Source organism: Alphaproteobacteria bacterium (assembly GCA_017308135.1).
Taxonomy (GTDB): Bacteria; Pseudomonadota; Alphaproteobacteria; order CACIAM-22H2; family CACIAM-22H2; genus Tagaea.
Map to the genome: position 1 here is coordinate 436,818 of JAFKFM010000007.1, position 26,725 is coordinate 463,542.

Here is a 26,725-nt window from a genome sequence, read left to right on the forward strand (position 1 = left end):
GGGAGGGGCTTGCCATGTTGACCTGGGTGGATTGCCTGTCGCTCGCCGATCTGACGGCGGACGAAGTGCGCGCGATCGCGGAGCACGAACATATCTCCGAGATGGCGGCCGTCGAGCTCGGCGCCTTCCTATGTCAGGATTCCGCCGGGGTGAAACACGTCAAGGCGATGATCCTCGACGACATCGCCGGGGCGATGAAACGCGGCGATCATGTCCGCGCGGCGACGCTCAAACTTGCCTTGCGGCATTTCTGTCAAACGCATCCCGATAATCCGGAATGCGGCAAGGCGAACTGATTTGAAGTGGGGAACACGATGGCCTTGAAACATATCCGCCTCGAACTCGCGCGCACCAAGACGAAGCCGGACGGCGATTCCGGAATCGGCTACGAGTTCGCGGCACCGTTGACGGCGGACGGCCATCTCGATCCCGACGGCTGGAAGAAGGATAAGGACCGCTGCACCGTGCGCCGTTTCGCGCGCGGCGAAGCCGACGAAACCGGCCTGCTGATCCACGCCCGCGGCGGGCGCTGGGCGTTTTCCTACGCGGCCGGTGCCGACGACGACGAGCCGATCTTCAAATTCGATCGCCATCGTTTCGCGCCCGGCGAATACGTGTCGATTACCGAGCACGACGGCGAAATCCTGCCGTTCAAGGTCGTTTCCGTCCGCTGAGATTGCGGGCTAAACTCCGCTTATGGCGGAAGCTCAAAAAACCCTCGTCCTGACCGGCGCCTCGCGCGGGATCGGCCACGCGACCGTGAAGCGTTTCGCCTCCGCGGGCTGGCGGTTGTTCACCTGTTCGCGCGAAGTGATCCCCGTCGATTGCCGGGTCGATCCCAATTGGGCGCATCACGTCGCTTGCGATTTGTCGGTGCCGGCCGACCGCCGCCGCTTCGTCGACGAGGTGAACGAGCGATTGGGCGAGGCGCCGCTGCATGCGCTGGTCAACAACGCGGGTGTGAGCCCCAAGACGCCCTATAAGGAACGGCTGGGCGTGCTACACGGCGAACTCGACGCTTGGCACAAAGTCTTCGAACTGAATTTCTTCGCCGCGCTCGATCTCACGCGCGGCTTCGCGGCGTCGCTGGCGCGCGCGCGCGGCTGCGTCGTCAACATCACCTCGATCGCGGCGCATCGCGCCCACCCGTTCGCGGGTTCGGCCTATTCCACCTCGAAGGCCGCACTCTCCGGCCTCACGCGCGAAATGGCGGTGGAGTTGGCGCCGCTGGGCATTCGCGTCAACGCCGTGGCGCCGGGCGAGATCGTGACCGAAATGATCTCGCCGGAATACGAGCCGCTGATCAACCGCATCCCGATGCAGCGCATGGGCACGGCCGGCGAAACGGCCGACGCCATATTCGCGCTGTGCTCGTCCGATTTCGCCTATGTGACCGGCGCCGAAATCCCGGTCAACGGCGGGCAGAATTTGGTTTAGCGGCCGATCGCCGCGCGTTTGGCGGCGTACCAATCGCGCCAGCGTTCGGCTTCGGCGATATCCTGCGCGAGCCATTCGCCCATCAGCCCGTCGGCGCCGCGCGCGACGAGGTCTTTAAGGCGCGCGATCTCGCTTTCCGCGAGTTCGACGAGCTGGTCGAGCTGCGCCGCGCGATCTTCGGGCGGCAGCAATTCGAGGAAGCGCAGCTTCAGCGCCACGACCATCTTGGACAGATCGGTCATCGGCCCGCGCACCGGCCCGCGCAATAGATCGCGCAGGGCTTCGCGGCCCTTGTCGGTCAGCGTCAATTCGCTGTCGGCGGTCAGGCTTTGGCCCGGCCCCGCGCGCCGGCCGACCGTTTCGATCATCCCGTCATAGCGCAATTGCTCGATCGACACGCCCAGCACGTCGAGCGACGGGCCCATCAGGCGCGACACGAACCCGCGCACCGACATCGACAAGGCGCCGAGCGTCACGTTCCCGCGCGACAGTTCGCCCAACGCCGCCAGGCGCACCGCCTCGGCCGGAATCAGCGAACGGTCGCCCGGACGCGGCATCAGGGCAGGTCCCGGATGCGGTCGAGCGGATAACGCGAGACTTCGTCGAGCAGCTTCACGAGCTTCGCCGCCGCGTGATCGACGACCTTGCGCCCGCGCTCGGCGTCCGCATCGCGCGCATTGCCGACGGCACCGGAAATGTGGATGTCCTGCGCCTGCCAGGCGAGCGCGCTTTGGCCGGTGAAGGTCAGCAATTCGAATTCCTTGGCGAGGGCGAATTGCCCGGGCACGAAATTGTCGATCTTGGCGTCGCGCACTTTCTCCGGCGCCAAATGCATCATCATCGACGTTTCTACGCCGCCGGCATGGATGCCGAATTTCGCTTCTTTCGGATCCCACAGGCCTTCGGGCATGCCGAACGCCCACCACGACGTCGCGACCGCCGCCATGCCCAGGCGCACGCGCAGATCGCGCGCGACGATGTCCATGATCTGCGGCTGGCCGCCATGGGAGTTGTACATCACGAATTTGCGAAGCCCCGCGCGATGCACGCATTCGCCGAGTTCGGTCCAAATGCGGATCAGCGTTTCCGCCGAGAAGGACAGCGTACCGGGATAGGCAAGATGCTCGTTCGACTTGCCCACGTCCTGCTGCGGCAGCACGACGACCGGCGTGGCCCCCGCCATGCCCGCCGCGCGCGCGACGATGCCTTCGCACAGAACCTGATCGACCGCGACGGTCAGATGGGGCCCGTGCTGCTCGACCGCCGAGACCGGCAGCAACGCCACGGTCTTGGCGGGGTCGAGGGTGCGGAACTCCTCGGTCGTGAGATCCAGCCAATTGCGCCAAGCCTGAGCCATGTCGAACTTCCCCGAATTGATTTCCGCCGGATATATAGTGGACCCGTCCCGTTCGCGCCAGAAGGCGAGAGGTTTAGTCATGAAACGCCATAATCCGCCGGAACTCTCGGCCCCGTTCGCGCGCTATTCCCATGCGGTGGAAGTCGACATGCCGGGGCGTTTTCTGTTCACGTCGGGCCAGCTTGGCCTCGCCAAAGACGGCACGCTGCCGCCCGACTGTGCGGGCCAATGCGCGGTCATCTTCCGCCATCTCGACGCGATGTTGGCGTCGGCGGGCATGGCGCGCGCCGACGTGGTGCGCATCAACGCCTTCGTCACGTCGCGCGAGGAAATGCGCCCCTATATGGACGCGCGCGACGCGTGGCTCGAAGGGCTGGCGCCGCCGGCCTCGACGCTGGTGATCGTATCGGGCTTCACCAAGCCCGAGTTCAAGGTCGAGATCGAAATCGTCGCCGCCCGTCCGCGCGGCTGATCGCGCGATTTGGCAAGACGCTTGCAAGCCCGCGCGTAGCGCACACGTTGCGCGTGCGGAAATTTTGCGGAGCGAAGACGTGGCGGATCCAGAACGAGTCGTCCATTTGGCGCGGAATGTCGGCCGGTTGGCCGAGGATAAGATCGGCGAAATCAACGCGGTCACGCGCGGCGTGAAGATGCTCGCGCTCAACGCCAAAATCGAAGCGACGCGCGCGGGCGAAGCGGGACGCGGATTCGCCGTCGTCGCCGACGAAGTCAAATCCGTGTCGATTTCGATTTCGCGCATCGCCGACGAGCTGTCGAATGACCTCGCCGCGGCGACGCGCGAACTCGCCACGCTGGGCGCCGAAATGGTCGCGGGCATGCGCGGCCAGCGTTTGGCCGATCTGTCGCTGGCGATGATCGATATCGTCGACCGGAACCTCTACGAACGCTCCTGCGACGTGCGCTGGTGGGCGACCGATGCGGCCGTCGTCGACGCGCTGGAAAACGCCGTGCCCGAGACGGCCGCGACGGCCGGGCGCCGGCTCGGTGTCATTCTGGGCGCCTATACCGTCTATCTCGATATTTGGGTGGCCGACGCGGCGGGCCGCGTCGTCGCCAGCGGCCGCGCCGGGCGGTTTCCGGTCGCCGGGTCGGACGTCTCGCGCGCGGAATGGTACCGCCGCGCGATGGGATTGCGCAGCGGGGACGATTACGTCGCGATGGAGGTCGCGCGCGATCCGTTGTTGGAGAACGCCCCCGTCGCGACGTTCGCGACCGCCATCCGCAAAGGCGGGGCGAGCAACGGGGATATCCTCGGCGCGCTCGCCATACATTTCGATTGGGCCGCGCAATCGGCGGCGGTCGTCAAATCCGTGCGGCTGCTGGCGCACGAGCGCGAGCGCACGCGCTGTTTGATCGTCGATTCGACCGGGCGCGTCATCGCCGCGTCGGACGACCAAGGCGCGCTCGCGGAGACATTCCGCTTGGAGACGAAAGGCGAGCGCACCGGCGCCTACGAACGCGACGACGGCACGACGGTCGCCTTCGCGGCGACGCCGGGCTACGAGACTTATCCGGGGCTCGGGTGGTACGGCGCGATCGTTCAGCGCGCCGAAGGCGCGCGTTAAACGGTGCCGTCCGACTGGCTGTTGAGCGACACGTCGAGGCGCTTCAGCATTTCATCGAGCTGGTCGAATTGCAGGCGGTTCTGGATGGCGCTCTGCATGAAGCGGTCGAAAATGCTCGACGCGTGCAGCACGGCCATCGAGCAATAGCCGAGCACCCAATAGCGGCGATAGACGCCGGCCAGGAACTGGCGGAAGGGCTTGGGATCGCCCTCGTTCATGAACTTGCCGTGGCAGATCGTATATTCGCCGAAGATCGCCGACACGGTGGAGATGATGTTCCGCAGCTTTTTGATGACCTGCTGGCGGAACATATCCTGCTGTTCCTTGTAGTGCTTGTATTCGCGGATATCGAGCGGGATGGCGTCGGGCGAGTTGAGCCACGACAGCACCTTCGCGGTCGCCGCCTTGTTGCGGTTGAACGTGTGCTCGTAGAACGACACGCCCTTCCAGCCTTCGAAAATCTGCTGCGCTTGATCGCCGGAAATGCCGAAGGCGGAGACGAACAGTTTCGCTTCCGGCATCGTCGGGTCCCACAACGCTTGCAGGAAGCGCGCGGAACGTTCGTTGACGTCGTTGGCGGAAGTGAGGCCCAGCGCCTTGGCGACGATCGGGTTCACCTTGCCGGCGATCAGCGTCTTGATGCCGGTTTCCTCGACCTCGGAGATCGAGAAATAGCCGGGATGGACTTCGTCCTGGAACTTCGCCAGCGCGCTTTTCAGCAGGAACGGGTCGAGCGACGGGATCGAATCGATCAGCCGCAGGATTTCGACGTCGCGCTCGTAGGCTTGCGAGATCTGGCCGATGTCGATGCCGACATGGTGCTTGATCAGATTTTCGAAATCGCGCTGGCGCAGATAGATCGCGTAACCGCCGGCGGCGATCTCCTCCGCGTCATGGGGAATGTAGATCGCGGTTTCGATCGGACGATCGGCTTTCTTCGGCCCTTCGCTGGAAGGTGCCGCCGCCGCCGCCGGTGTCGCGGTCGCCGGCGGGGGCGTTGGCTGATCGGCGAGTTGCTGATCGAAATTCGGATATTTGAAGATGACCGTTTTGTTGAGGCTGGGCGAGCGGAACAGCGCGCGGTCGCCCGCGATCGCCTGCATCTTGATCAGGCTCAACGCCACCGACGAACCGCCATACACGATCTGATCGAGGATCGGGGATAGCGACTTCTTCTTCTTCTTCGGCTCGGGCTTTTTGGCGGGCGGGGCGTTCAAATCGGTCACGTACGGCGAAGGGTGAAAAGCGTGCGGCAACAATATTCCACCTGCGAGGACGGTGCAATCACTCCGGTCCTTCCCGATCGGGCCTCGATTCGGGTTACAATTCGCGGGCATTTCCACCGAATCCCAACGCGCGGAATATCGACGTGACATCTGCCGGTGCTGGCCATCTCCCCCGACTCCTGACGCTCGCGGCGGGCGATCTGTCGCTCGAACTCGTGCCCGAGATGGGCGGGATCATCGGCGCGTTCCGCACCAAGGCGGGCGGCGGTTTCGATTTGATGCGCCCGATCGGCGAGGCCGCCTTGTCCGCGCGCAACGCGAGCGCCGCGGCGAGTTATCCGTTGATCCCGTATTCGAATCGAATGCGCGATTGCACGTTGTATTTTGCGAAGCGAAAATTCCGCCTCGCGCCGAATTTCGGCTCGCATCCGCATTCGATCCACGGCAATGCCTGGCAGCGCGCCTGGAGCGTGGCCGAGGCGAGCGCTTCGCAAGCGACGCTCACCCTCGATCACGACGCGAGCGGCAGCCGTGCCGCGGAATGGCCTTTCGCCTTTCGCGCGGAGCAGCGCTTCCGGATCGATGCCGGCGGCTTCGCGCTCGCGGTTTCGCTGACCAATACGGGCGACGTGCCGGCCCCCGCCGGGATCGGCATCCATCCGTTTTTCGCGCGTACGACGGGGGCCCGCCTGTCCACGCAAGCCGCGGGGTATTGGCGCAACGACGACGGGATGATGCCCGTGGCGTTCGAGCCGATCCCGCCCGCGTGGAATTTCGCCGAAGGCAAGCTGGTGGCACCGCTCGCGATCGACAATTGCTTCGCGGGCTGGACGGGTGCGGCACGGATCGAATGGCCGGAGGCGGGGCTCGTTTTGCACATGGCGGCCGATCCGGTCTTCGGCCACGCGGTGATCTACGTGCCGCCGGGCAAACCCTATTTCTGCGTCGAGCCGGTCAGCCACGCCAATGACGGCATGAACCGCATGGCGAAAGGGGCGGCGGATACGGGCGTGCGCGTGCTCGCCCCCGGCGAAACCTTGTCGGGCGAAATCCGCTTCGCCGTCGAGCCTTTATGACGGCGCCGATCTTCGACGCCCATTTCCATATCGTCGATCCGCGCTTTCCGCTGATCGCCCTCGAAGACGCGCCGCCCGAAAGCTATACGAGCGCCGATTACCGGCACGCGATCGAGGGCTTGGGTTTCGCCGGCGGCACGATCATTTCGGGCAGTTTCCAGGCCTTTGATCAGGAATATCTCGTCGCCGCCTTGGCCGAGCTTGGGCCGCGCTATGTCGGCGTGACGCAGATCCCGCAATCGATGCTCGATCATGAAATCCTGCGTCTGAACGAAGGCGGGGTGCGCGCCGTGCGCTACGATTTGCGCCGCAATCCGAGCGAAGGATTGGCGCGGATCGAGAGTTTCGCCAAGCGCCTCCACAAACTCTGCGGCTGGCATGTCGAGATCTACGCCGATCTTTCCAAACTCGCCGCCGACGAGCTTGCGATCCTCGCGCGCCTGCCCAAACTCGCGATCGACTATCTGGGCTTCAACGAACCCAGCCTCGGTCATGTCGTCGAACTCGCGCGTGGCGGCGCCAAGGTGAAGGCGGCGGGGTTCGGGCGCGCGTTGCTCGATCCGATCAAGGCGATGGAAAAGATCGCGGCGGCGGCGCCCGACGCGTTGATGTTCGGCAGCGATCTGCCGGCGACGCGCGCGCGCCGCCCGTTCGAGCCGGCGGACCTCGCCTTGATCGAGAGTGCTTTGGGCGCAGAGCTGGCCCGCAAGGCGCTCTATCAAACGGCGCTGGAATTCTACCGCCCGGCCGCGTCACAATCGTCCGCGTGACACACGTTTCCGTTCCATCGCCGTCGCCGGTGCGCGAAGGCCTGCGCGCCGGCGCCAAAATTGGTGCTGGCATGCCGGCCCTGGTGCTCGGCGCGTCCTATGTCGGCTTCGGCGGCTTCGTGCGCGACAACGGCTTGGGGCTCGACATCGCGATGTTCACCACGCTGACCGCCTGGGCGCTGCCCGGCCAGCTGGTGATGGTGGAGCTTTATTTGGCCGGCGCGCCGCTGCTGGCGATCGCGCTGGGCGTGGCACTCGCCAATATGCGCTTGGCGCCGATGTGCACGGTGATGCTGCCGGTCGTGCGCGTCGAAGGCCGGCCGGCGTGGCGGCTTTATCTCGCCGCCAACTGGGTCGCGATCACATGCTGGGCGCTGACCATGCTGCACGCACCCCAAGTTCCGCGCGAACAGCGCCTGTCGTGGTTCATGGGTTGCGCGCTGACCTTGTGGGCGGCGTCGCTCGCGGGTTGTGCGATCGGTTATTTCGCCGCGGGCGTGTTCCCGCATCCCGTGTCGCTGGCCCTCGTATTCCTCAATCCGCTCTATTTCGGCCTGCTGATGTTGCAGGATCTGCGCAACCGTCAGCGCGTCTTGTCGATGCTGTGCGGCGCGGGGTTGTGCGCGATCCTGCATCCTTTCGTGCCGGAATGGAGTTTGTTGATCGCGGGCGTGGCGGGCGGCTCGCTCGCTTACATTCTGTCGAAGCGGGGCGCGGCATGAGCCCGCTCGGCATCTACATCGCCGCCGTGGTCACGGCATTGGCAACCTATTTCTGGCGCGCCTTCGGTGTGGCGGTGGGCGGGCGGCTCGACCCGCAGGGACGCGCCTTCGAATGGTTTTCCTGCATCGCCTACGCCGTGCTCGCCGCCTTGGTCGTGCGGCTTGTCGTCTTTCCGGCCGGCGGCTTGTTGGAATTGACGTTGACCGTTCGTCTGTCTGCCTTCGCGCTGGCGATCGGCGTGTTTTTCCTGGCGCGACGCAACGTCTTCCTGGGCTGCGGGGCGGGAACCGGCGCCGTCGCACTGGCGGCGTGGCTGGGCTGATGTAGAATTGCGCATCGTGACCCGCTTCATCGCCCTTCTCTTGTCGATCGTCGCCGCGCCGGTTTTCGCGCAGTCGCCGACGGCGCCCGTACCCGCCCCGGCCCCGGCGGCGGCCGAATGCACGGCCGAAGGCTTGGCGCGCGACAAGATCGATCGCATCACATCCACGCTGCTCGATATGGGTTTCGTCGGGCTCGACAAGATGGAACTCGTCGATGGCTGCTATCGCGCGACGGCGCACAACGGGCGCGGCGAAGTCGTGATCCTGACCTTCGACGCGGCGGGCGAGTTGATCGGGCTTGGCGTGGGCAATGCCGCGCCGCGCTTCGCGACACCGCGCGATGGCTTGCGGCCGGCGGATTGATGTCGGGCGAACGGAGTTCCCTTTCGCGTTGGTGGGACGGCAAAGCCGAGGCGCGCGCCAAATTCCACGCGTGGTGGGAAGGCTACGAATTCCAAGCGCGCGCGCGGGCCGCCGAGGCGGACGCAGCGTCCCCGCCGCCCGTGATCGCCGCCCCACGCCCGCGCGTCAAACCCACGGGCAAGGTCCTCGTGCGCGAAACTTGGCCGCCCGAACGCGTGAAGGTCGCGCAGATGGTGTGGGGCGACGGGTTCTCGTTCCCCGGCGGCATCGACTACACGGTCACGATCGCCAGCGCGCTGAAACTGCCGCGCGACGGACGGGGCCTGGATATCGGCAGCGGCCTTGGCGGCGGCACGCGCGCGATGGCCTGCGCCTATGGCGCGATAATCGACGGTTTCGATCTGTCGCCCGATCTCGCCCATGAAGGCCACGGATTGTCGATCGCCGCGTCGCTGGGCGATCGCGCACCGATCGACTTTCTCGACATCGACCGCGACGTTTTCAAGCCCAGGCATTACGACGCGGCGCTGATCCGCAACACGCTGTCGCTGATGTCGGACAAGACGGTGCTGCTCAAACGCGTCGCGGCGTCGTTAAAGCCGGGCGGGCGCCTGCTCGTTGTCGAATTCTGCCTGGCGCGCGAGGACGCGCATGGCGCGGCGCTGGACGCCTATCGCCTGGGCGAGGCGACCGCCCCCCGGCTCGCGACGTTGCCCGTACTCGCCGCGCGCCTCAAAGAAGCGGGGCTCGCGGTCCTGGGCGTGGAAGATCACACCGAGACGTTCATGCGCACGGTGTTGACCGGCTGGGCGAAGATCGACGCGCTGGTGAAGCGCGGCGAATTGAACGCCGACGAAGGCCGGGCGCTGATGGGCGAAGCAGAGTTGTGGCAGCGCCGTGTGGGTGCGCTGCAATCGGGCGATCTGCGCGTCGCGCGCATCCTCGCCACGGCCGCCCAATAGATCAGGCCGGCGAGTTTTCGATCGCTTTGGCTTCGGCCGCTTCGCGCGCGGCGGCCTCGGCCACGCGGCGCTTATTGGCGCGATGGGTGCGGATCGCCAGCGTGATCAGCGTGGCGAACAGGCACAGCACCACGATCTTGATCGGCCACGCGGCCTTGGTGAACACCTCGCCCAGCAGATAGCCGGCACCCGCGAAGGTGCAGGACCACACGCCCGCCGCGATGAAGTTCAGCATCATGAAGCGCGGCCAGAACAGATTGCTCATGCCGCAGGCGAAGGAGCTGAAATTCCGCACCACGTAGATGAAGCGGAAGGCGAGGATGAAGCCGGTGTTGTATTTGTGCAGAAGGTCGAGCGCCACGTCGGTGCCCGGTTTGAGGCGCGGGAAACGCGCGATCAAACGATGGCCGTAGCGCCGCCCGAGGAAGAAATAGAGATTGTCGCCGCAAAAACTGCCGATCCACGCGCAGGCGATCAGATAATCGACGCGCAGAATTTCGAAAGCGGGGCTCGCCGCGATACCGGCGAAGATGACGAAGGTCTCGCCTTCGAAAAACGTCCAGACGAACGTCAGAAGGTAGAACCAATCGCCGTACCCGGCGATCCAGTCGATCCAGCTTTCGAGTGACATTGGCGGCGTTTGAAGCGTCCCTGAAAGCGCGCACTTTACGGGCGGGTACGCGGCCTGTCCATCGTGCTAAATCACGGTGGCGCACCGAAAATTGGTCATTTTCGTGTACGTGTCCGCCCCGATATTCCGGGCCGCCAGACCCCGGTTGACAGGGGCGGGGGATGTCCCTATGTTCCGCGCCTCATTCGGCCGGGGGCAACCTCGGCCGAACCCGTATTTCACTCTCGGACGGAAGCTTGCCATGAAGGTCGTGAACTCGCTGAAGTCGGCCAAGAAGCGCGACAAGGACTGCAAGATCGTCCGTCGTAAGGGCCGCGTCTACGTCATCAACAAGAAGAACCCGCGCTTCAAGGCCCGCCAGGGCTGATTTCGCGCGAATCGGCGGGAAATTCTCCGCCGCTTCTTGAGGAACGAAAAACCCTCGGTACCGGATCCGGTACCGGGGGTTTTCTTTTTGGCGCCCGCCGCTTTACAAGGAAACGAAGTCCAGGGAGCCGCCCATGCTCGTGATGCCCGCCCCCGATCGGGGAATCCTCGCGCGCCGCGAATCGATCGTCGCCGCCTTGCGTGACATCGTGCCCGGCGACGGCGTGATCGATTCGGAAATCGGGCGCCGCCCGTTCGAATGCGACGGTTTGGCGATGTACCGGCAATTGCCGATGGTCGTTGTGCTGCCTTCGACGATCGAACAGGTCGCCGCCGTGCTGAAATACTGCCACGCGGAGGGCATCAAAGTGGTGCCGCGCGGGGCGGGCACGGGGCTGTCGGGCGGCGCTTTGCCGTTGGAAGACGGCGTGCTGCTCGGCATGGCGAAATTCAACAAGGTGCTGGAGATCGACTACACCAACCGCTGCGCGCGCGTGCAGCCGGGTGTCACGAATCTCGGCATCTCCAACGCGGTCGCGCATGCCGGCTTCTATTACGCGCCGGACCCGTCCTCGCAGATCGCCTGCACGATCGGCGGCAATGTCGCGGAAAATTCCGGCGGCGTGCATTGCCTCAAATACGGTCTCACGACCAACAACGTGCTGGGCGTCGAGATGGTGACGATGGACGGCACCATCGTGCGCCTCGGCGGCAAGCATATGGATGCGGGCGGCTATGATCTGCTCGGCCTCGTCGTCGGCTCGGAAGGGTTGCTCGGCGTCGTCACGGAAGTGACCGTGCGAATCCTGCGCAAGCCGCAAACTGCGCGCGGCGCCTTGATCGGTTTCCCGACGGTCGAGGACGGCGGCAATTGCGTGGCGCAGATCATCGCCGAAGGCATCATCCCCGGCGGGATCGAGATGATGGACAAGCCCGCGATCCACGCGGCCGAAGCCTTTGCCAACGCGGGCTATCCGCTCGACGCGGAAAGCCTGCTGATCGTCGAACTCGACGGGCCGCAAGCCGAATGCGACGAGTTGATCGCCACGGTCGGGCGCATCGCGAAGGAAAACAACGCGACCTCCATCCGCATTTCGGAAAGCGAGGAGGAGCGTCTGCGTTTCTGGGCGGGCCGTAAATCGGCCTTCCCGGCGGTCGGGCGCATCAGCCCCGATTACGTCTGCATGGACGGCACGGTGCCGCGCAAGAAATTGTCGGAAGTGCTCACGCGCATCGGCCAGCTCGGCGACAAGCACGGGCTTCGCGTCGCCAACGTATTCCATGCCGGCGACGGCAATCTGCATCCGCTGATCCTGTTCGACGCGAACAAAGATGGCGAACTCGCGGCGGCCGAAGCGCTGGGCGCCGATATTCTGCGCCTGTGCGTCGAAGTCGGCGGCGTGCTGACCGGCGAGCATGGCGTGGGGATCGAAAAGCGCGATCTGATGCCCTCGATGTTCGACGAGACCGATCTCGCCCATCAACTGCGCGTCAAATGCGCCTTCGACCCCGACGGCTTGCTCAATCCCGGCAAGGTCTTCCCGCAGCTCCATCGCTGCGCCGAGATGGGCCGGATGCATGTGCAGCGCGGCGCCATTCCTTTCCCCGATTTGCCGCGGTTCTGAGATGGAAGTTTTCAAACCGACCAACGCGGCCCAATTGAAGGACGCGATCGCCGCCTGCGTCAGCAACGAACGCGCGGTGGACGTGCGCGGCCTCGGCACCAAAAGCGGCTTGGGCCGGCCGGTCGCGTCGTCGCTGGTGCTCGATACCTCGGCGCTGAAGGGCGATATCGACTATCAGCCCGAGGAACTCGTGCTGACCTGCGGTGCGGCGACGCCGATGCGCGACATTCTGCTGCTGCTCGAACAGCGCGCGCAGATGCTGGCCTTCGAGCCGCCGGACCTTGCGCCCTTGTATGGCGGCGAAGTCGGCGGCGGCACGATCGGCGGGGCGCTCGCGGCCAATCTCGGCGGCCCGCGCCGCGTCAAAATCGGATCGGCGCGCGATCATTTCCTCGGCTTCTCCGCCGTCTCGGGCCGCGCCGAAGCATTCAAGGGTGGGGGCAAGGTCGTCAAGAACGTCACCGGCTACGATCTGCCGAAGCTGATGGCGGGCTCGATGGGCACGCTCGCCGTGTTCGATACCGTCACGGTCAAGGTGATGCCCGCCCCGCCGAAGTCGCGCACGGTGCTGGCCTTCGGTTTGACGCCGATTGAGGCGGTGGCCCTGCTGGCCGATGCGTTGAACTCGCCCTGGGAAGTCTCGGGGGCGGCGTATCTTCCGGCCGCCACGGCCGCGCATTCGGCCGTCGATCACGTAAAGAACGCAGGCGCGTCGGTCACGGCGATCCGCGTCGAGGGCACGGCCGTTTCCGTCGCCGCGCGCTGCGAAGCGTTGCGCAAAGCTTTGCCCGAAAAAGCGGGGCAGGAGGAGCTGCACTCGATGCGCTCCAAGATTTTCTGGGAGGAGGTGCGCGACGTGCGCGCCCTGCTGCCCGCCGACGCCGCCTTGTGGCGCGTGTCGCTGGCGGCGACGCAAGCGCCCGATCTCGTCGCCGCCTTGCCGGACAGCGCCTATTATTTCGATTGGGGCGGCGGGCTGGTGTGGCTCGCGATGGCGGACGCGAAAGTCGCCGCCTATGCCGAGGCGCTGCGCGCCGCGATGGGCCAAGGGCATGCGACGCTGATCCGCGCGTCCGACGCCGCGCGCAAAGCCGTGCCGGTGTTCGAGCCGCTCAGCGCGCCCGTGATGGCCCTGACGCGCGGCCTCAAAATTCAATTCGATCCGTCGGGAATTCTCAACCCCGGCCGGATGTACGCGGGAGTCTGACGGTGCAAACCCATTTCACCCTCGCGCAATTGGCCGATGCGGATACGCGGGAGTCGGAAACGATCCTGCGCAAATGCGTGCATTGCGGCTTCTGCACCGCGACGTGCCCTACCTATGTGACGCTGGGCGACGAGCTCGACAGCCCGCGCGGGCGCATCTATCTGATCAAGGACATGCTGGAAGCCGGCCGCGCCGCCGATGCGCGCACGGTCAAGCATGTCGATCGCTGCTTGTCGTGCCTCTCGTGCATGACGACCTGCCCGTCGGGCGTGAACTACATGCACCTCGTCGATCATGCGCGTGCGCATATCGAAAAGACCTATACGCGCCCCTTCCTGGATCGCGCGTTGCGCGCCGTGCTGGCGGCGATCTTGCCTTATCCGGGGCGGATGCGCATCGCGTTGATCGGCGCGTTGCTGGCGAAGCCGTTGCGCGCGCTGCTGCCGTCGAAGGGTTTCTTTGGCCGGATGCGCGCACTTCTGGATATGGCGCCCGCGCGCATTCCGTCGCCCTCGCCGATGGAAGGGATCAAGCTGTTTCCAGCCGAAGGAAAAACGCGCAAACGCGTGGCGCTGCTGCAAGGCTGCGCGCAGCGTGTGCTCGCGCCGCAGATCAACGACGCGACGATCCGCTTGCTCACGCGCTTGGGCTGCGATGTCGCGATTGCCGACGGCTCGGGCTGCTGCGGGGCGCTCGTCCATCACATGGGCAAGACCGAGGCGAGCCATGAAGCCGCCGCCGCCAATATCCGCGCCTGGATGAAGCTGTGGGGCGGGGCGGGGCCCGACGCGATCGTGGTCAACGCCTCGGGCTGCGGCACGACGGTCAAGGATTACGGCTTCATGTTCCGCGAGGACCCGCATCTGAAAGCGTTCGCCGAAGATGTATCGCGCCGCACGAAGGATATCTCCGAATTACTGACCGAGCTCGGCATGGGGCAGGCGAAGGCGCCGGAGAAACTCGTCGTCGCCTATCACTCGGCGTGTTCGCTTCAGCACGGGCAGAAGCTGGGCGGTGTTCCGCGCAAGCTGCTCGCCGATGTGGGGTTCGAGATTCGCGATCCCGCCGAAGGCCACCTGTGCTGCGGCTCGGCCGGCACCTATAATCTGATGCAGCCCGAACTCGCCCAGCAGCTGCAGGCGCGCAAAGTGGCGAATCTGCAAGCGCTGAAGCCCGATCTGGTCGCGGCGGGCAATATCGGCTGTATCGCGCAGATCGGGGCGGCGGCGTCCGTGCCGGTCGTCCATACGGTGGAATTGCTCGATTGGGCGGCCGGCGGACCCAAACCGGAAGCGTTAGCGTGAGTAAAGCCTTCACCAAAGAGAACGACGATTCGGACGACGATGACGGCCCGGAACCCGCACCGCTGCCGGGCGGGTCGCGCAATCTGATGACGCCCGCCGGCTGGCAAAAGCTGCAAGACGAACTCAAACATCTGCTGCGCGTCGAGCGGCCGAAAGTCGTCGAGACCGTGTCCTGGGCGGCGGGCAATGGCGACCGGTCGGAGAACGGCGATTACATCTACGGCAAGCGCCGCCTGCGCGAGATCGACCGGCGTATCCGCTATCTCACCAAACGGTTGGAGATCGCGGAGATCGTCGATCCCGCGCGCCAGACCAACCGCGAACAGGTATTCTTCGGGGCACGCGTCACCTATGCCGACGGCGAGGGCGAGGAACGCACGGTGCGGCTCGTCGGCGTGGACGAGACCGATAGCGAGCCGGGCGCCATCGCCTGGGTCGCCCCCGTCGCGCGCGCGTTGCTGAAGGCGCGCGTGGGCGATTTGATCGACGTGCGCACGCCCAAAGGCGTCGAGACGCTCGAAGTCCTGAAGATCGAGTACTGAATTCTTCGTCATCCCGGGCGAGCGTCAGCGAGACCCGGGATCCCGGCTCGCGCGGCTCGCTGTCGCGATCCGCTTGGCCGGGATGACGATTGGGCTCAGGCGACCAGCCGCGCCTGCAAACGCGCGATGGCGCCCGCGAAAGCGGGCGGGTTGTCGGCGGCGCGCGACAACGCGATGGCGCCTTCGATGCAGGCCACGGCGTCGAACGCCTCGGTACGCGCATCGGCGGGGGCACGTCCCGCCACGACCAACGCGCGCGCGATCGCTTCGATCCAGCGCTGGAAATAGCCGCGGATGCGCGCGGCATAGGCTTCGCGCGTATCGGCGAGCGCGAAGGCGCCGAACAGGCACACGCGCCGCCCTGATTTGAAATACGCGTCGAGCGCGCGGCACATTTCGGTCAAACGCGCGCGCGCTTCCTTCGCGTCGCCCGCCGGGATCGATCGCAAGGGCGCGAAGATATTGCCTTCGAACCACGCGTCCATCTCGGCGAGCACGTCCTCCGCCATTTGCGGTTTGCCGCCGGGGAAGAAGTGATAAAGGCTGCCTTTGCCCAAGCCCGTCGCCTTGCCGATTTCGGAAAGACTGGCGCCGTCATAGCCGCGCTTGCGGAAGATTTCCGCGAGCTTGGGCAGCACGTCTTGGCGTTCGGCGACAATTCGGGGCATGACGGTAAATCTCTATGGACCGATAGGTACAAACTAAACCAATCGGTCCATTAAAGCGAGCCGGAATCACCCGGCGAGTCGGCGCTGCCGCTTGGCGGTGCATGGAAGTTCTCATGATTTCAGCGGCTTGCGGGCGGCGTATCCGGGCTTGACCAAAGCTTGGGCAGGCGCCTAGACCCGCCGCCGATCGCCAACCCAGGAGCCCCGCATGGTCAGCGCCACCCGCACCCTCCCGAAAAACAAGGCGGGGATTCCCGCCGGGGCGACCGCCGCGTTGGTGCTCGCCGACGGCACGATCTTCTGGGGCCGCGCGATCGGGGCACCGGCTCGTAAGACCGGAGAAATCTGCTTCAACACCTCGATCACCGGCTATCAGGAAATTCTGACCGACCCGTCCTATGCCGGGCAGATCATCGTCTTCACCTTCCCGCATGTCGGGAACGTCGGCACCAATATCGAAGACATCGAAACGATCACCCCGGCGGCGCGCGGTCTGGTGTTGCGCGAGGAACCGACCGAGCCGTCGAATTTCCGTAGCGACAAATCGCTCGATGCGTGGCTGAAGTCGCACGGGCTGCCCGGTATCGTCGGCGTGGATACGCGCGCGTTGACGCGCCATATCCGCGACGGCGGGGCGCCCAACGGCACGATTGTGACCGCACCCGACGGCAAGTTCGATGTCGACGCGTTGCGCGCCGAAGCCAAAGCGTGGCCGGGCCTGGAAGGCATGGACCTCGCCAAGGACGTGACGACGCGCCAGTCGTATCATTGGACCGAAACGACCTGGGTGTTGGGCAAGGGCTACGGCACGCAAGATCGGCCGCGCTTCAAGGTCGTCGCCATCGATTACGGCGCCAAGCGCAATATCCTGCGCTGCCTCGCCGCCGCCGGTTGCGACGTGACGGTCGTGCCCGCCGATGCGTCGGCCGACGACGTGCTGCGCCACAAGCCCGACGGCGTGTTCCTGTCCAACGGCCCCGGCGATCCGGCGGCGACGGGCGTCTACGCCGTGCCGACGATCAAGGCGCTGCTCGACAAAAAGATGCCGATCTTCGGCATTTGCTTGGGCCATCAGATGATGGCGCTGGCACTCGGTGCGAAGACGACCAAGCTACCGCGCGGCCATCGCGGCGCCAATCATCCGGTCAAGGATCTCGACACCGGCAAGGTGGAGATCACCAGCCAGAATCACGGTTTCGCGGTGCTGCCCGAAACGCTGCCGAACAACGCGCGCGTCACGCATGTGTCGCTGTTCGACGGCACGAACGAAGGCATCGCCGCGACCGACCGCCCGGCCTTCTCGGTGCAGTACCACCCCGAGGCGAGCCCGGGTCCGCAAGACGCCCATTACCTCTTCAAACGCTTCGTCGATTTGATCGCCAAAGAGAAGGCGCGCTGAGCCATGCCGAAACGGACGGACATTTCCTCGATCCTCATCATCGGCGCCGGGCCGATCGTCATCGGCCAGGCTTGCGAGTTCGATTACTCGGGCACGCAAGCCTGTCGCGCGCTGAAGGACGAAGGCTATCGCGTCATCCTGGTGAATTCCAACCCCGCGACGATCATGACCGATCCGGGTTTGGCCGACGCGACCTATGTCGAGCCGATCACGCCCGAGATCGTCGAGAAGATCATCGCCAAGGAGCGCCCCGACGCGCTGTTGCCCACGATGGGCGGGCAGACCGCGCTCAACACCGCGATGAAGCTCGCCGAGATGGGCGTGCTGGAGAAATACGGCGTCGAGATGATCGGCGCCAAGCGCGACGCGATCGACAAGGCCGAGGATCGGCTGCGCTTCCGCGATGCGATGGCGAAGATCGGGCTCGATTGCCCGCGCTCGATGCTCGTCACGTCGATGGACGAGTCGAAAAAGGCGCTCGAGCATGTCGGCCTGCCCGCGATCATCCGCCCGTCCTTCACGATGGGCGGGACCGGCGGGGGCATCGCCTACAACGCCGACGAATACGAGCAGATCGTGCTGGGCGCGCTGCGCGCCTCGCCCGTCGGCTCCACGCTGGTCGAGGAAAGCGTCCTCGGCTGGAAGGAATACGAGATGGAGGTCGTGCGCGACCGCAACGACAATTGCATCATCGTCTGCTCGATCGAGAACGTCGATCCGATGGGCGTGCACACCGGCGACAGCGTGACCGTCGCCCCCGCGCTGACGCTGACCGACAAGGAATACCAGATCATGCGCGACGCCTCGCTGGCGGTGCTGCGCGAGATCGGTGTGGAGACCGGCGGGTCGAACGTGCAATTTGCCGTGGACCCGAAAACGGGCCGCATGATCGTGATCGAGATGAACCCGCGCGTGTCGCGGTCGTCGGCCCTCGCGTCAAAGGCCACGGGCTTCCCGATCGCCAAGGTCGCGGCCAAGCTCGCCGTCGGCTACACGCTGGACGAACTCACCAACGACATCACCAAGACGACACCCGCGTCGTTCGAGCCGACGATCGACTACGTCGTCGTCAAGATGCCGCGCTTCACCTTCGAGAAATTCCCCGGCACGCCGGCGTTGCTCACCACCGCGATGAAGTCGGTGGGCGAGGCGATGTCGATCGGCCGCAATTTCGCCGAGGCGCTGCAAAAGGCGCTGCGTTCGATGGAAACGGGCCTGACCGGCCTCGACGAAATCGACGTGCCCGGCCAGGAGCCGGGCAAGGAACGCATGGCCGCGTTGGCCGCGTTGTCGAAACCCACGCCCGATCGCCTGCTGGTGATCGCGCAGGCGCTGCGCATCGGGCTGTCGGTCGAGGAAATCTGCCGCGCCTGTTCCTACGATCCGTGGTTCGTGCGCCAAGTCGCCGCCATCGTCGCCGCGGAAGCCGAGGTGAAGCGCAAAGGCTTGCCGAAGGACGAGGCGGGCTGGCTGGAGATCAAGAAGCTCGGCTTCGGCGATGCGCGTCTCGCCACGCTGACGCGCAAGAGCGAGGCCGATGTCGCCGCCGCGCGCCGCGCCGCCGGCCAGTTGCCGGTGTTCAAGCGCATCGACACCTGCGCGGCCGAATTCGCGTCGGGCACGCCCTATCTCTATTCGAGCTACGAAACGCCGTCTTTCGGCGTGGCGCAGAGCGAGGACGAAGCGACCGACAAGCGCAAGGTCGTGATCCTGGGCGGCGGGCCCAACCGCATCGGCCAGGGGATCGAATTCGACTATTGCTGCGTGCACGCGGTCTACGCGCTGCGCGAGGCCGGGTTCGAGACCATCATGGTCAACTGCAACCCGGAAACCGTCTCGACCGATTACGACACGGCGGATCGCCTGTATTTCGAGCCGCTGACGCCCGAAACGGTGATCGAGATCGTGCGCCGCGAGCAGACCAACGGCGAAGTCGTCGGCGTGATCTGCCAGTTCGGCGGCCAGACGCCGCTGCGCCTCGCGTCGGCGCTCGAAGCGGCCGGCATTCCCATTCTGGGCACGTCGCCCGACGCGATCGATCTGGCCGAGGATCGCGAGCGTTTCGCGAAGCTCCTGGACAAGCTGAAGCTCAAGCAGCCGCCGTCGGGCACGGCGTTCTCGCTGAAGGAAGCGGAAGCCGAGGCGACGCGCATCGGTTATCCGGTGCTGCTGCGCCCGTCTTACGTGCTCGGCGGGCGCGCGATGAAGATCGTGCACACGCCCGATGCGCTGCGCACCTATATCCACGAGGCGGTGCGCGTCTCCGGCAAGAACCCGGTGCTGATCGATAGCTACCTCACCGACGCGATCGAGGTCGATGTCGATGCGCTCGCCGACGGCAAGGAAGTCCATGTCGCCGGCATCATGGAGCATATCGAAGAGGCGGGCATTCACTCGGGCGACAGCGCGTGTTCGCTGCCGCCATACTCGCTGCCCAAGATGATCATCGCGGAGATCGAACGCCAGACGGTGGCGCTCGCGTCGTCGCTGGGCGTCGTCGGGTTGATGAACGTTCAGTTCGCCGTGAAGGACGGCGAGGTCTATGTGCTGGAAGTGAACCCGCGCGCCTCGCGCACCGTGCCGTTCGTGGCGAAGGCGACCGGGATCGCCATCGCCAAGATCGCCGCGCGCGTGATGGCCGGCGAAACGCTCGCGTCGTTCAAGCTCAAGAAGAACCGCAAGCTCGATCACGTCGCCGTGAAGGAAGCCGTGTTCCCCTTCGCGCGCTTCCCCGGCACGGACACGCTGCTGGGGCCGGAGATGAAATCGACCGGCGAGGTGATGGGCATCGACGCCGATTTCGGCCATGCCTTCGCCAAGTCGCAGCTCGGCGCGGGGCAACGCCTGCCGACCAAGGGCACGGTGTTCCTGTCGGTGCGCGACGGCGACAAGAAGATCGCCGTTCAGATGGCCAAGCGCCTCCAGGAGATGGAGTTCAAGATCGTCGCGACGCGCGGCACGGCGGCCTATCTCGCCCGGGCCGGGGTCGAGGGCATCACCGAGGTTAACAAGGTTCTGGAAGGCCGCCCCCATATCGTGGATGCGATGAAATCGGGTCAGATCGACCTGGTTTTCAACACCACCGAGGGGGCGCAAGCCGTTGAAGATTCATTCAGTTTGCGGCATACGGCGCTGATGTCGGGGATCGCCTATTACACCACCTTGGCGGGTTGCCGGGCGGCGGTGGAGGCGATCGGGGCCTTGCGCGCCGGCAGTCTTGAAGTAGCCCCCCTCCAGGCGTACTTTAAGGGCGCCTTCTGAAGGCGCCTCCCGAAACGCGTTGCGGACCGGGCGGCCGGTTCCCCCGGAACCGACCGCGGGCGTGCGATTTTGCCGAAGAGGGCGAGGTATAGGAAACGGACGAGAGTTCGCGATAAATGGACAAAGTTCCGATGACGCCCGAGGGCTACGAGCGCCTCGAAGCCGAGTTGAAGAATTTGAAGTCGAACGAGCGGCCCGCGATCATTCGTGCGATCGCCGAGGCGCGCGATCACGGCGACCTTTCGGAGAACGCCGAGTATCACGCCGCGCGCGAGCGCCAATCTTTCATCGAGGGCCGCATTCTGGAACTCGAGGACAAGATCAGCCGCGCCGAGATCATCGACATCGCCTTGCTGTCGGGCAAGCAGATCAAATTCGGCGCCAAGGTCACGCTGGCGGATGAGGATACGGACGAGGAATCGACGTATCAGATCGTCGGCGCGGACGAAGCCGATATCGAGAAAGGCCGCATTTCGATCACCTCGCCGCTCGCGCGCGCGCTGATCAACAAGCAGGCCGGCGATACGGTCGAGGTCGCCACACCGCGCGGCCACAAGGCCTACGAAATCATGAAGGTGAAATTCAAATAGACGGCGCCGCGCGCGCCGTCTAAAACACGGGTCATCTTCGGGGCTTGCGGCAGTCGCCCCGGTCTTGAGAGGGAAACCTCCAAGCACTGCCTTCTCGATACGTTCGAGGAGGAATATCCATGACCGCCATTTTCATCGCCGAACTTTCCGACCTGCCGGGGGCAACGCTTTACGACGTGCGCCGCCGGCCGGTGTTCCGTGCCGCCGACGCTTCCATTCCGGGGGCGGCGTATCGCGACCCCGCGTTGGTCCATCGCTGGATGGGCGAAATCCCCGCCGGCGCGCCGATCGTCGTGTTCTGCGTGCACGGGCACGCGGTCAGCCAAGGCACGGCGGCCGCGTTGCGGGCGGGCGGCCATGACGCGCGTTTCCTCGACGGCGGGTTCGAAGCCTGGCGCGAAGCGGGCAAGCCGACGGCGCCGAAACCCGCGATGGCGCCCACACGCTGGGTCACGCGCGAACGGCCGAAGATCGATCGCGTCGCCTGCCCGTGGCTAATCGCGCGTTTCGTCGATCCGCAGGCCGAATTCCATTTCGTCCCGTCCGGCGAGGTGATCGCGGCGTCGAAGCGCCTCGACGCCGAACCGTTCGACGTGCCCGGCGTCAAATTCTCGCATGACGGCGAGAATTGCAGCTTCGACGCGTTTTTGTCGCGGTATGGGCTCGACGATCCGGGCCTGCGCGCCCTCGCCCCCATCGTGCGCGGCGCGGATACCGGGCGGCCCGATCTGGCGCCCGAAGCCGCCGGGCTTCTGGCGATGTCGCTGGGCTTGTCGGCGATGAATCCCGCCGACGATCATGCGATGCTGCGTCAGGGATTCGTGCTCTACGATGCGCTCTACGCCTGGGCTTTGACGGCCCGCGAAGAAAAACACGGCTGGCCGCCGAAGCAAGGATGACGACGATGCCCGACGCGAACGCGCCCGCTTTCCCCGACCGGCCGAGCTTCGGCGAAGCCTTCGTCTATTGGCTGAAACTCGGCTGCCTGTCCTTCGGCGGGCCGGCCGGGCAGATCGCGATGATGCAGACCGATCTGGTCGATCGGCATAAATGGATCGGGCAGGGCCCGTTTCTGCGCGGCCTGTCCTTCGCCACGCTGCTGCCGGGGCCGGAAGCCCAGCAGCTCGCGACCTATATCGGCTGGCGCCTGCATGGGACCTGGGGCGGTATCGTCGCGGGCGGGCTGTTCGTGCTGCCCGGCGCCTTGGCGATGCTGATCCTGTCGTGGATCGCCGCGCATTACGGCGACACGAAATGGGTCGGCGCGGTGTTCGACGGGTTGAAGCCCGTCGTCGTCGCCATCGTCGCGCATGCGGTGTGGCGCATCGGCAAGAAGGCGCTGACCACGTGGCAGGCGACGGCGCTGGCCGGTTTCGCCTTCGGCGCGTTGCATTTCGCCGGGATCGATTTCCCCTGGGTCGTCGCCATCGCGGCCGCGTTGGGCGCCTTCGCGTCGCGCTGGGGGAATTTCTTCGCCCCCGCCGGTCACGCGGCGACGCCCGGCGAAGCGGGCGAATTGCCGCGCAATGGTGCTGCACGTATCGCCAAGCTGGTCGCGCTTTTCGTCGTGCTGTGGGCGATTCCGGTCTATGCGGTCGTCGCGATTTTCGGCGCCTATCCCTTCGCCGATCTCGCCGAATTGATGACCAAGGCGGCGTTCGTGACCTTCGGCGGCGCCTATGCCGTATTGCCCTATATCGCCGACGCGTCGGTCAATCTCTATGGCTGGCTGTCGGCGGACGACATGCTCAACGGTTTGGCGCTCGCGGAATCGACGCCCGGCCCGCTGATCCTGGTGCTGCAATATGTCGGCTTCTATGCCGGCTGGAACGGCGGCGCGGCGGATCCCGCGACGGCCGCCGTAGCGGGCGCGTTCCTCGCGACTTATTGCACCTTCTTGCCGAGCTTCTTGTTCATTCTGGCGGGCGCGCCCTATGTCGAGGGCTTGCACGCCAATAAGGCCGTGTCGGCGGCGCTGGCGGCGATCACCGCCGCGATCGTCGGCGTGATTTTGAATCTCGCCGTGTTCCTGGGCCAGGAAGTGTTCTTGCCGAAGACCGGGCCGGATTTGATCGCCATCGCCGTCGCGGCGATCGCCTTCGTCGTGTCTGTGCGCTTCAACCCGCCGATCCACTATCTGGTCGCGGGCGGTGCGCTCTATGGCGTCGTGCGGATGCTCGCCGGGCTATGAGCGGTTCCTTCACCCGTCGCGTCGAGGATTTCACGTGCGTCAAATGCGGCGCCAAAACGCGCGGCGACGGCTACACGAATCATTGCCCGAAATGCCTGTGGTCGCTGCATGTCGACGTCTCGCCCGGCGACCGCGCCGAGGATTGCGGCGGTGCGATGCGCCCCGTCGCGGTCGAGGAGAAGGGCGGCAAACGCTCGATCGTGCATGTGTGCGACAAATGCGGCGTCACGCGCCGCTGCCGCACCTCGCCCGGCGACGATGCGGACGCGATCTATGCGCTGGCGCGCGCGGCGGCGGAAGGCGCTATAGGAAGAAAACGAGGTCGACCAGAATGAAGCACGGGATCAGGAACGCGATCGACCACAGCATATAGCCGAAGAAGCTCGGCATCTTCACGCCGTTCTCCTCCGCCACCGCCTTGACCATGAAGTTCGGCGCGTTGCCGATATAGGTGTTCGCCCCCATGAACACCGCCCCGGCCGAAATCGCGGCGAGCGTGGTGGCGAGCGGGCCCATCAGCGTCGCGGGATCGCCGCCCGCCGTGTTGAAGAACACGAGATAGGTGGGCGCGTTGTCGAGGAAGCTCGACAGAATGCCGGTCAGCCAGAAATACATCGCCGCGTTGGGCGAGCCGTCTTGGTTCGTCACCGCGGCGACGACGCCCGCGAAAGCGCCGTCCTTGCCGGCCTTCAGCATCGCGATAACCGGCACGATGGTGACGAAAATGCCGAAGAACAGTTTCGCGACTTCCTGAATCGGCCCCCAGGAAAACGCGTTCGCCTCGCGGCAGCCGGGCGGGGTGATTTTGAGCGAGAGCCACGCGAGCGCCAGCAAGATCACGTCGCGCGCCACGCCCTGCAACTCGATGACCGTGCCCGCGATGTTCCAGGCGATGCCGGGCTTCCATAGGCCCGACATCAGCACGGCGGCGACGACGCCGCCGAGCAGCAGGATGTTCACCTTGCCTTCGATCGACAGCGGCGCATCCGGCGTGGGGTCGTACTTGGCCTTGAAGGCTTCGTCGCGGTGATAGAACCAGCTGTCGAGCGCGTAGAACGCGACGAGCAGGATTGCGGTCACCGTCAGCATCGGCAGGAACAGATGGACCGTCGGCCAGAAGAAGCCGACACCCTTCAGGAAGCCGAGGAACAGCGGCGGGTCGCCCAGCGGCGTCAAGCTGCCGCCGATATTCGCGACCAGGAAGATGAAGAAGATCACGACATGCGCGTTGTGGCGGCGTTCGTCGTTGGCGCGCAAGACGGGGCGGATCAGCAGCATCGCGGCCCCGGTCGTGCCCGTGAAACTGGCGATGCCCGTGCCGACGGCCAGCAACGCCGTGTTGGTCTTCGGGCTGCCGTGCAGATTGCCCTTCACATAGACGCCGCCCGCGATGGTGAAGAGGGCGCCGAGCAGAATCAGGAAGGGAATATATTCGGCCGCCATCGTGTGCCAGATCGCGGCGAAGGCGGTGGCGAAGCCGAACGAGGCGACGAAGGGCAGGATCACGCCAAGCGCCCAGGCCAGCGCGATCTTGCCGTAATGATGGTGCCAGAGCGACGGTGCGGCGAGCGGCATGATGGCGATCGACAACAGCAGGCCGCAGAACGGAATGGCCCACGGCCAAGCGAGGGCGGCTCCGTCCAGATCCGCCGCGAAAACCGTTCCCGGCAGGGCGGATAAAATCGCCGCCGTCGCTAGCACCCGAATCGACATACCCGAACTCCCGCCATTCCACGCTTATCGGCGGGAGAACTTGGCCGGGGGCAACCGCCCCGTCAAGCGAACTCGGCGGGCGGACGGGGTGGCAAAGCGCGCGACGAAACCTATATTCGGCGCATGTCGACGCTGGAAATCGTCCGCCTGAATTTGCTGTCGCCGATGGTGCTGTCCTTCGCCCTCGGCGCCGCCGCCCAATGGGTCCGTTCGGACCTCAAATTCCCCGACCAGATCTATACGGTCATGTCGATTTACCTGCTTTTCGCCCTCGGGCTGAAAGGCGGCGTGGCGCTGTCGGATGCGCCCTTCGCGGCCGTGGCGGGGGCGATGGCGGCGGGGATCGGCCTCGGCCTGGTCATTCCGGTGTGGTCGTTCCACATCCTGCGCCGCTGGGGCCGCTTTGGCGTGGCGGATGCGGCGGCGATCGCGGCGCATTACGGCTCGGTCTCCGCCGTCACCTTCATCGCCGCGATCGCCTATACGCAAGCGCTGGGCCATTCGGCGGAAGGTTTCATGCCCGCCGTGCTCGCGGCGATGGAAGTGCCGGCCATCGTCGTGGCGCTGATGCTCGCCAAGATCGCGGCGCCCGGCGGCGGCGCCGATTGGCGCGCGGCCTTGCCCGAAGTGCTGGCCGGGAAAAGCATCGTGCTGCTCGCGGGCGGCCTCGCCATCGGCTTTTTGACCGGCGCTTCGGGCTATCGCGCGGTGGAACCGTTTTTCGCGGCACCGTTCCAGGGCGTGTTGTGCCTGTTCCTGCTCGACATGGGCATGGTCGCGGCGCGCCGCTTCGCCGATTTCCGGCGTGTGGGTGCATTCCTGTTCGGCTTCGCGATCGCGATGCCGCTGCTGCATGGCGCGCTGGGCGTGTGGCTCGGCGGGATCGCGGGGCTGTCGGTCGGTGGTGCCACGGTGCTGGGCGTGTTGGCGGCAAGCGCTTCCTATATCGCGGCCCCCGCGGCGGTGCGCATCGCGTTGCCCGACGCGTCGCCCGGCTATTACTTGACCGCGTCGTTGGCGATCACGTTCCCGTTCAACCTGCTCGCGGGGCTACCGCTCTATGCGGCCTTCGCGCAATATCTGGCCGGAGGACGCTGATGCTGACACCGCTGAAACTCGTCGTCATCGTCGCCGAGGAAACGATCGCGCCGAAGATCGTGGCCGACGTGAAACGCTTGGGCGCCAGCGGCTACACGACCAGCGAAGCGCATGGCGAAGGTTCGCGCGCCAAGCGCGCGGGGCGCGTGGGCGAAACCAATCTGCGCATCGAAGCGGTGGTCGGCGCCGATGTCGCCGCGCGCATCATGGCGCATCTGGCGGAAACCTATTTCCCGCATTACGCCACGATCGCGTGGACCAGCGACGTCGACGTCGTGCGCGGCGATAAATACGTCTGACGCACCGT

30 protein-coding genes are annotated in these 26,725 nt (G+C 65.6%); 24 read left to right on the forward strand and 6 right to left on the reverse strand.

Annotation, left to right across the window (positions count from 1 at the left end; translation table 11 throughout):
• Positions 1 to 14 precede the first annotated feature (14 nt).
• Genes J0H39_06525 through J0H39_06535 form a run of 3 tightly spaced genes read left to right on the forward strand, consistent with a single transcriptional unit; the run spans position 15 to position 1,437 of the window.
• The gene (locus tag J0H39_06525; GenBank protein MBN9496390.1) at positions 15 to 296 is read left to right on the forward strand and encodes a hypothetical protein; all 282 of its coding nucleotides are present in this window, start codon (positions 15 to 17) and stop codon (positions 294 to 296) included.
• A gap of 18 nt (positions 297 to 314) precedes the next feature.
• Complete coding sequence (locus tag J0H39_06530; protein MBN9496391.1) at positions 315 to 674, forward strand: hypothetical protein; 360 nt, start codon at positions 315 to 317, stop codon at positions 672 to 674.
• Positions 675 to 696: 22 nt separating this feature from the next.
• The gene (locus tag J0H39_06535; protein MBN9496392.1) at positions 697 to 1,437 is read left to right on the forward strand and encodes an SDR family oxidoreductase; all 741 of its coding nucleotides are present in this window, start codon (positions 697 to 699) and stop codon (positions 1,435 to 1,437) included.
• On the opposite strand, the gene J0H39_06540 is transcribed toward J0H39_06535, so the two are convergent.
• Positions 1,434 to 1,994: a hypothetical protein gene (locus J0H39_06540; GenBank protein ID MBN9496393.1), complete on the reverse strand. Its 561-nt coding sequence runs from the start codon at positions 1,992 to 1,994 to the stop codon at positions 1,434 to 1,436. The genes J0H39_06535 and J0H39_06540 overlap by 4 nt on opposite strands.
• On the reverse strand, positions 1,994 to 2,794 hold the full coding sequence (locus J0H39_06545) for a creatininase family protein (protein ID MBN9496394.1): 801 nt from the start codon (positions 2,792 to 2,794) through the stop codon (positions 1,994 to 1,996). The genes J0H39_06540 and J0H39_06545 overlap by 1 nt, the downstream gene beginning before the upstream one ends.
• Positions 2,795 to 2,873: 79 nt before the next feature.
• Here J0H39_06545 and J0H39_06550 point away from each other — a divergent pair, with 79 nt between their 5' ends.
• The gene (locus J0H39_06550) at positions 2,874 to 3,266 is read left to right on the forward strand and encodes a RidA family protein (GenBank protein MBN9496395.1); all 393 of its coding nucleotides are present in this window, start codon (positions 2,874 to 2,876) and stop codon (positions 3,264 to 3,266) included.
• Positions 3,267 to 3,345: 79 nt separating this feature from the next.
• Positions 3,346 to 4,380 carry a chemotaxis protein gene (locus J0H39_06555; GenBank protein ID MBN9496396.1) on the forward strand — a complete coding sequence of 345 codons (1,035 nt, stop codon included), beginning with the start codon at positions 3,346 to 3,348 and terminating at the stop codon, positions 4,378 to 4,380.
• Here J0H39_06555 and J0H39_06560 read toward each other — a convergent pair.
• Positions 4,377 to 5,606, reverse strand: a complete 1,230-nt coding sequence (locus tag J0H39_06560) for a hypothetical protein (GenBank protein MBN9496397.1) — start codon at positions 5,604 to 5,606, stop codon at positions 4,377 to 4,379. The genes J0H39_06555 and J0H39_06560 overlap by 4 nt on opposite strands.
• Positions 5,607 to 5,749: 143 nt before the next feature.
• Between J0H39_06560 and J0H39_06565 the strand changes: the two genes are divergently transcribed.
• Genes J0H39_06565 through J0H39_06590 form a run of 6 tightly spaced genes read left to right on the forward strand, consistent with a single transcriptional unit; the run spans position 5,750 to position 9,823 of the window.
• Positions 5,750 to 6,682: an aldose 1-epimerase gene (locus tag J0H39_06565; GenBank protein MBN9496398.1), complete on the forward strand. Its 933-nt coding sequence runs from the start codon at positions 5,750 to 5,752 to the stop codon at positions 6,680 to 6,682.
• A complete protein-coding gene (locus J0H39_06570; protein ID MBN9496399.1) occupies positions 6,679 to 7,452 on the forward strand; it encodes an amidohydrolase family protein in 774 nt (257 codons plus the stop codon). Before J0H39_06565 ends, J0H39_06570 begins: the two co-directional genes overlap by 4 nt.
• Positions 7,449 to 8,174 carry an AzlC family ABC transporter permease gene (locus J0H39_06575; GenBank protein ID MBN9496400.1) on the forward strand — a complete coding sequence of 242 codons (726 nt, stop codon included), beginning with the start codon at positions 7,449 to 7,451 and terminating at the stop codon, positions 8,172 to 8,174. The genes J0H39_06570 and J0H39_06575 overlap by 4 nt, the downstream gene beginning before the upstream one ends.
• The gene (locus J0H39_06580) at positions 8,171 to 8,497 is read left to right on the forward strand and encodes an AzlD domain-containing protein (protein MBN9496401.1); all 327 of its coding nucleotides are present in this window, start codon (positions 8,171 to 8,173) and stop codon (positions 8,495 to 8,497) included. The genes J0H39_06575 and J0H39_06580 overlap by 4 nt, the downstream gene beginning before the upstream one ends.
• A 16-nt stretch (positions 8,498 to 8,513) precedes the next feature.
• Positions 8,514 to 8,861, forward strand: a complete 348-nt coding sequence (locus J0H39_06585) for a hypothetical protein (GenBank protein MBN9496402.1) — start codon at positions 8,514 to 8,516, stop codon at positions 8,859 to 8,861.
• Positions 8,861 to 9,823: a methyltransferase domain-containing protein gene (locus J0H39_06590; protein MBN9496403.1), complete on the forward strand. Its 963-nt coding sequence runs from the start codon at positions 8,861 to 8,863 to the stop codon at positions 9,821 to 9,823. The genes J0H39_06585 and J0H39_06590 overlap by 1 nt, the downstream gene beginning before the upstream one ends.
• Before the next feature lies 1 nt (position 9,824).
• Here the strand turns inward: J0H39_06590 and J0H39_06595 are convergent, their stop codons facing one another.
• Positions 9,825 to 10,454 carry a DedA family protein gene (locus J0H39_06595; protein ID MBN9496404.1) on the reverse strand — a complete coding sequence of 210 codons (630 nt, stop codon included), beginning with the start codon at positions 10,452 to 10,454 and terminating at the stop codon, positions 9,825 to 9,827.
• A gap of 241 nt (positions 10,455 to 10,695) precedes the next feature.
• On the opposite strand from J0H39_06595, the gene ykgO reads away from it, so the two are divergent.
• From ykgO to greB, 5 genes are all read left to right on the forward strand, one after another.
• Positions 10,696 to 10,821 carry a type B 50S ribosomal protein L36 gene (gene ykgO, locus J0H39_06600; protein MBN9496405.1) on the forward strand — a complete coding sequence of 42 codons (126 nt, stop codon included), beginning with the start codon at positions 10,696 to 10,698 and terminating at the stop codon, positions 10,819 to 10,821.
• 142 nt (positions 10,822 to 10,963) lie between these two features.
• The gene (locus tag J0H39_06605) at positions 10,964 to 12,445 is read left to right on the forward strand and encodes an FAD-binding protein (protein ID MBN9496406.1); all 1,482 of its coding nucleotides are present in this window, start codon (positions 10,964 to 10,966) and stop codon (positions 12,443 to 12,445) included.
• Between the two features lies 1 nt (position 12,446).
• Complete coding sequence (glcE, locus tag J0H39_06610) at positions 12,447 to 13,652, forward strand: glycolate oxidase subunit GlcE (protein MBN9496407.1); 1,206 nt, start codon at positions 12,447 to 12,449, stop codon at positions 13,650 to 13,652.
• Between the two features lie 2 nt (positions 13,653 to 13,654).
• Positions 13,655 to 14,956, forward strand: a complete 1,302-nt coding sequence (gene glcF, locus J0H39_06615; GenBank protein MBN9496408.1) for a glycolate oxidase subunit GlcF — start codon at positions 13,655 to 13,657, stop codon at positions 14,954 to 14,956.
• Complete coding sequence (greB, locus tag J0H39_06620) at positions 14,953 to 15,498, forward strand: transcription elongation factor GreB (protein ID MBN9496409.1); 546 nt, start codon at positions 14,953 to 14,955, stop codon at positions 15,496 to 15,498. The genes glcF and greB overlap by 4 nt, the downstream gene beginning before the upstream one ends.
• Positions 15,499 to 15,593: 95 nt before the next feature.
• On the opposite strand, the gene J0H39_06625 is transcribed toward greB, so the two are convergent.
• Complete coding sequence (locus J0H39_06625) at positions 15,594 to 16,166, reverse strand: TetR/AcrR family transcriptional regulator (GenBank protein ID MBN9496410.1); 573 nt, start codon at positions 16,164 to 16,166, stop codon at positions 15,594 to 15,596.
• Positions 16,167 to 16,374: 208 nt separating this feature from the next.
• Here J0H39_06625 and carA point away from each other — a divergent pair, with 208 nt between their 5' ends.
• The 6 genes from carA (at position 16,375) to J0H39_06655 (ending at position 23,942) form a co-directional block, all read left to right on the forward strand.
• Entirely contained in the window at positions 16,375 to 17,565 is a 1,191-nt protein-coding gene (gene carA, locus J0H39_06630; GenBank protein MBN9496411.1) for a glutamine-hydrolyzing carbamoyl-phosphate synthase small subunit, read from the forward strand.
• A 3-nt stretch (positions 17,566 to 17,568) separates the two neighbouring features.
• Positions 17,569 to 20,826: a carbamoyl-phosphate synthase large subunit gene (gene carB, locus J0H39_06635; GenBank protein MBN9496412.1), complete on the forward strand. Its 3,258-nt coding sequence runs from the start codon at positions 17,569 to 17,571 to the stop codon at positions 20,824 to 20,826.
• A 116-nt stretch (positions 20,827 to 20,942) separates the two neighbouring features.
• Complete coding sequence (gene greA / locus J0H39_06640) at positions 20,943 to 21,416, forward strand: transcription elongation factor GreA (protein ID MBN9496413.1); 474 nt, start codon at positions 20,943 to 20,945, stop codon at positions 21,414 to 21,416.
• 119 nt (positions 21,417 to 21,535) lie between these two features.
• Positions 21,536 to 22,315, forward strand: a complete 780-nt coding sequence (locus J0H39_06645) for a chromate resistance protein (GenBank protein ID MBN9496414.1) — start codon at positions 21,536 to 21,538, stop codon at positions 22,313 to 22,315.
• Positions 22,312 to 23,607 carry a chromate efflux transporter gene (gene chrA, locus J0H39_06650; GenBank protein MBN9496415.1) on the forward strand — a complete coding sequence of 432 codons (1,296 nt, stop codon included), beginning with the start codon at positions 22,312 to 22,314 and terminating at the stop codon, positions 23,605 to 23,607. Before J0H39_06645 ends, chrA begins: the two co-directional genes overlap by 4 nt.
• Positions 23,604 to 23,942 carry an RNHCP domain-containing protein gene (locus J0H39_06655; protein ID MBN9496416.1) on the forward strand — a complete coding sequence of 113 codons (339 nt, stop codon included), beginning with the start codon at positions 23,604 to 23,606 and terminating at the stop codon, positions 23,940 to 23,942. The genes chrA and J0H39_06655 overlap by 4 nt, the downstream gene beginning before the upstream one ends.
• On the opposite strand, the gene J0H39_06660 is transcribed toward J0H39_06655, so the two are convergent.
• Positions 23,911 to 25,320, reverse strand: coding sequence for a sodium:proton antiporter (locus J0H39_06660; protein ID MBN9496417.1), 1,410 nt, complete (start codon positions 25,318 to 25,320; stop codon positions 23,911 to 23,913). The genes J0H39_06655 and J0H39_06660 overlap by 32 nt on opposite strands.
• Positions 25,321 to 25,443: 123 nt before the next feature.
• On the opposite strand from J0H39_06660, the gene J0H39_06665 reads away from it, so the two are divergent.
• Both J0H39_06665 and J0H39_06670 read left to right on the forward strand, forming a co-directional pair.
• The gene (locus J0H39_06665) at positions 25,444 to 26,418 is read left to right on the forward strand and encodes a sodium-dependent bicarbonate transport family permease (protein ID MBN9496418.1); all 975 of its coding nucleotides are present in this window, start codon (positions 25,444 to 25,446) and stop codon (positions 26,416 to 26,418) included.
• On the forward strand, positions 26,415 to 26,717 hold the full coding sequence (locus tag J0H39_06670; protein ID MBN9496419.1) for a transcriptional regulator: 303 nt from the start codon (positions 26,415 to 26,417) through the stop codon (positions 26,715 to 26,717). Before J0H39_06665 ends, J0H39_06670 begins: the two co-directional genes overlap by 4 nt.
• Positions 26,718 to 26,725: the final 8 nt, after the last annotated feature.

Excerpts from the sequence above, each read along its gene's own strand:
- J0H39_06525 (MBN9496390.1), top strand. The coding sequence starts at position 15 with ATGTTGACCTGGGTGGATTGCCTGTCGCTCGCCGATCTGACGGCGGAC.
- J0H39_06530 (MBN9496391.1), top strand. The coding sequence starts at position 315 with ATGGCCTTGAAACATATCCGCCTCGAACTCGCGCGCACCAAGACGAAG.
- J0H39_06535 (MBN9496392.1), top strand. The coding sequence starts at position 697 with ATGGCGGAAGCTCAAAAAACCCTCGTCCTGACCGGCGCCTCGCGCGGG.
- J0H39_06540 (MBN9496393.1), bottom strand. The coding sequence starts at position 1,994 with ATGCCGCGTCCGGGCGACCGTTCGCTGATTCCGGCCGAGGCGGTGCGC.
- J0H39_06545 (MBN9496394.1), bottom strand. The coding sequence starts at position 2,794 with ATGGCTCAGGCTTGGCGCAATTGGCTGGATCTCACGACCGAGGAGTTC.
- J0H39_06550 (MBN9496395.1), top strand. The coding sequence starts at position 2,874 with ATGAAACGCCATAATCCGCCGGAACTCTCGGCCCCGTTCGCGCGCTAT.
- J0H39_06570 (MBN9496399.1), top strand. The coding sequence starts at position 6,679 with ATGACGGCGCCGATCTTCGACGCCCATTTCCATATCGTCGATCCGCGC.
- J0H39_06580 (MBN9496401.1), top strand. The coding sequence starts at position 8,171 with ATGAGCCCGCTCGGCATCTACATCGCCGCCGTGGTCACGGCATTGGCA.
- J0H39_06590 (MBN9496403.1), top strand. The coding sequence starts at position 8,861 with ATGTCGGGCGAACGGAGTTCCCTTTCGCGTTGGTGGGACGGCAAAGCC.
- J0H39_06595 (MBN9496404.1), bottom strand. The coding sequence starts at position 10,454 with ATGTCACTCGAAAGCTGGATCGACTGGATCGCCGGGTACGGCGATTGG.
- ykgO (MBN9496405.1), top strand. The coding sequence starts at position 10,696 with ATGAAGGTCGTGAACTCGCTGAAGTCGGCCAAGAAGCGCGACAAGGAC.
- J0H39_06605 (MBN9496406.1), top strand. The coding sequence starts at position 10,964 with ATGCCCGCCCCCGATCGGGGAATCCTCGCGCGCCGCGAATCGATCGTC.
- glcE (MBN9496407.1), top strand. The coding sequence starts at position 12,447 with ATGGAAGTTTTCAAACCGACCAACGCGGCCCAATTGAAGGACGCGATC.
- J0H39_06625 (MBN9496410.1), bottom strand. The coding sequence starts at position 16,166 with ATGCCCCGAATTGTCGCCGAACGCCAAGACGTGCTGCCCAAGCTCGCG.
- carA (MBN9496411.1), top strand. The coding sequence starts at position 16,375 with ATGGTCAGCGCCACCCGCACCCTCCCGAAAAACAAGGCGGGGATTCCC.
- carB (MBN9496412.1), top strand. The coding sequence starts at position 17,569 with ATGCCGAAACGGACGGACATTTCCTCGATCCTCATCATCGGCGCCGGG.
- greA (MBN9496413.1), top strand. The coding sequence starts at position 20,943 with ATGGACAAAGTTCCGATGACGCCCGAGGGCTACGAGCGCCTCGAAGCC.
- J0H39_06645 (MBN9496414.1), top strand. The coding sequence starts at position 21,536 with ATGACCGCCATTTTCATCGCCGAACTTTCCGACCTGCCGGGGGCAACG.
- chrA (MBN9496415.1), top strand. The coding sequence starts at position 22,312 with ATGACGACGATGCCCGACGCGAACGCGCCCGCTTTCCCCGACCGGCCG.
- J0H39_06655 (MBN9496416.1), top strand. The coding sequence starts at position 23,604 with ATGAGCGGTTCCTTCACCCGTCGCGTCGAGGATTTCACGTGCGTCAAA.
- J0H39_06660 (MBN9496417.1), bottom strand. The coding sequence starts at position 25,320 with ATGTCGATTCGGGTGCTAGCGACGGCGGCGATTTTATCCGCCCTGCCG.
- J0H39_06665 (MBN9496418.1), top strand. The coding sequence starts at position 25,444 with ATGTCGACGCTGGAAATCGTCCGCCTGAATTTGCTGTCGCCGATGGTG.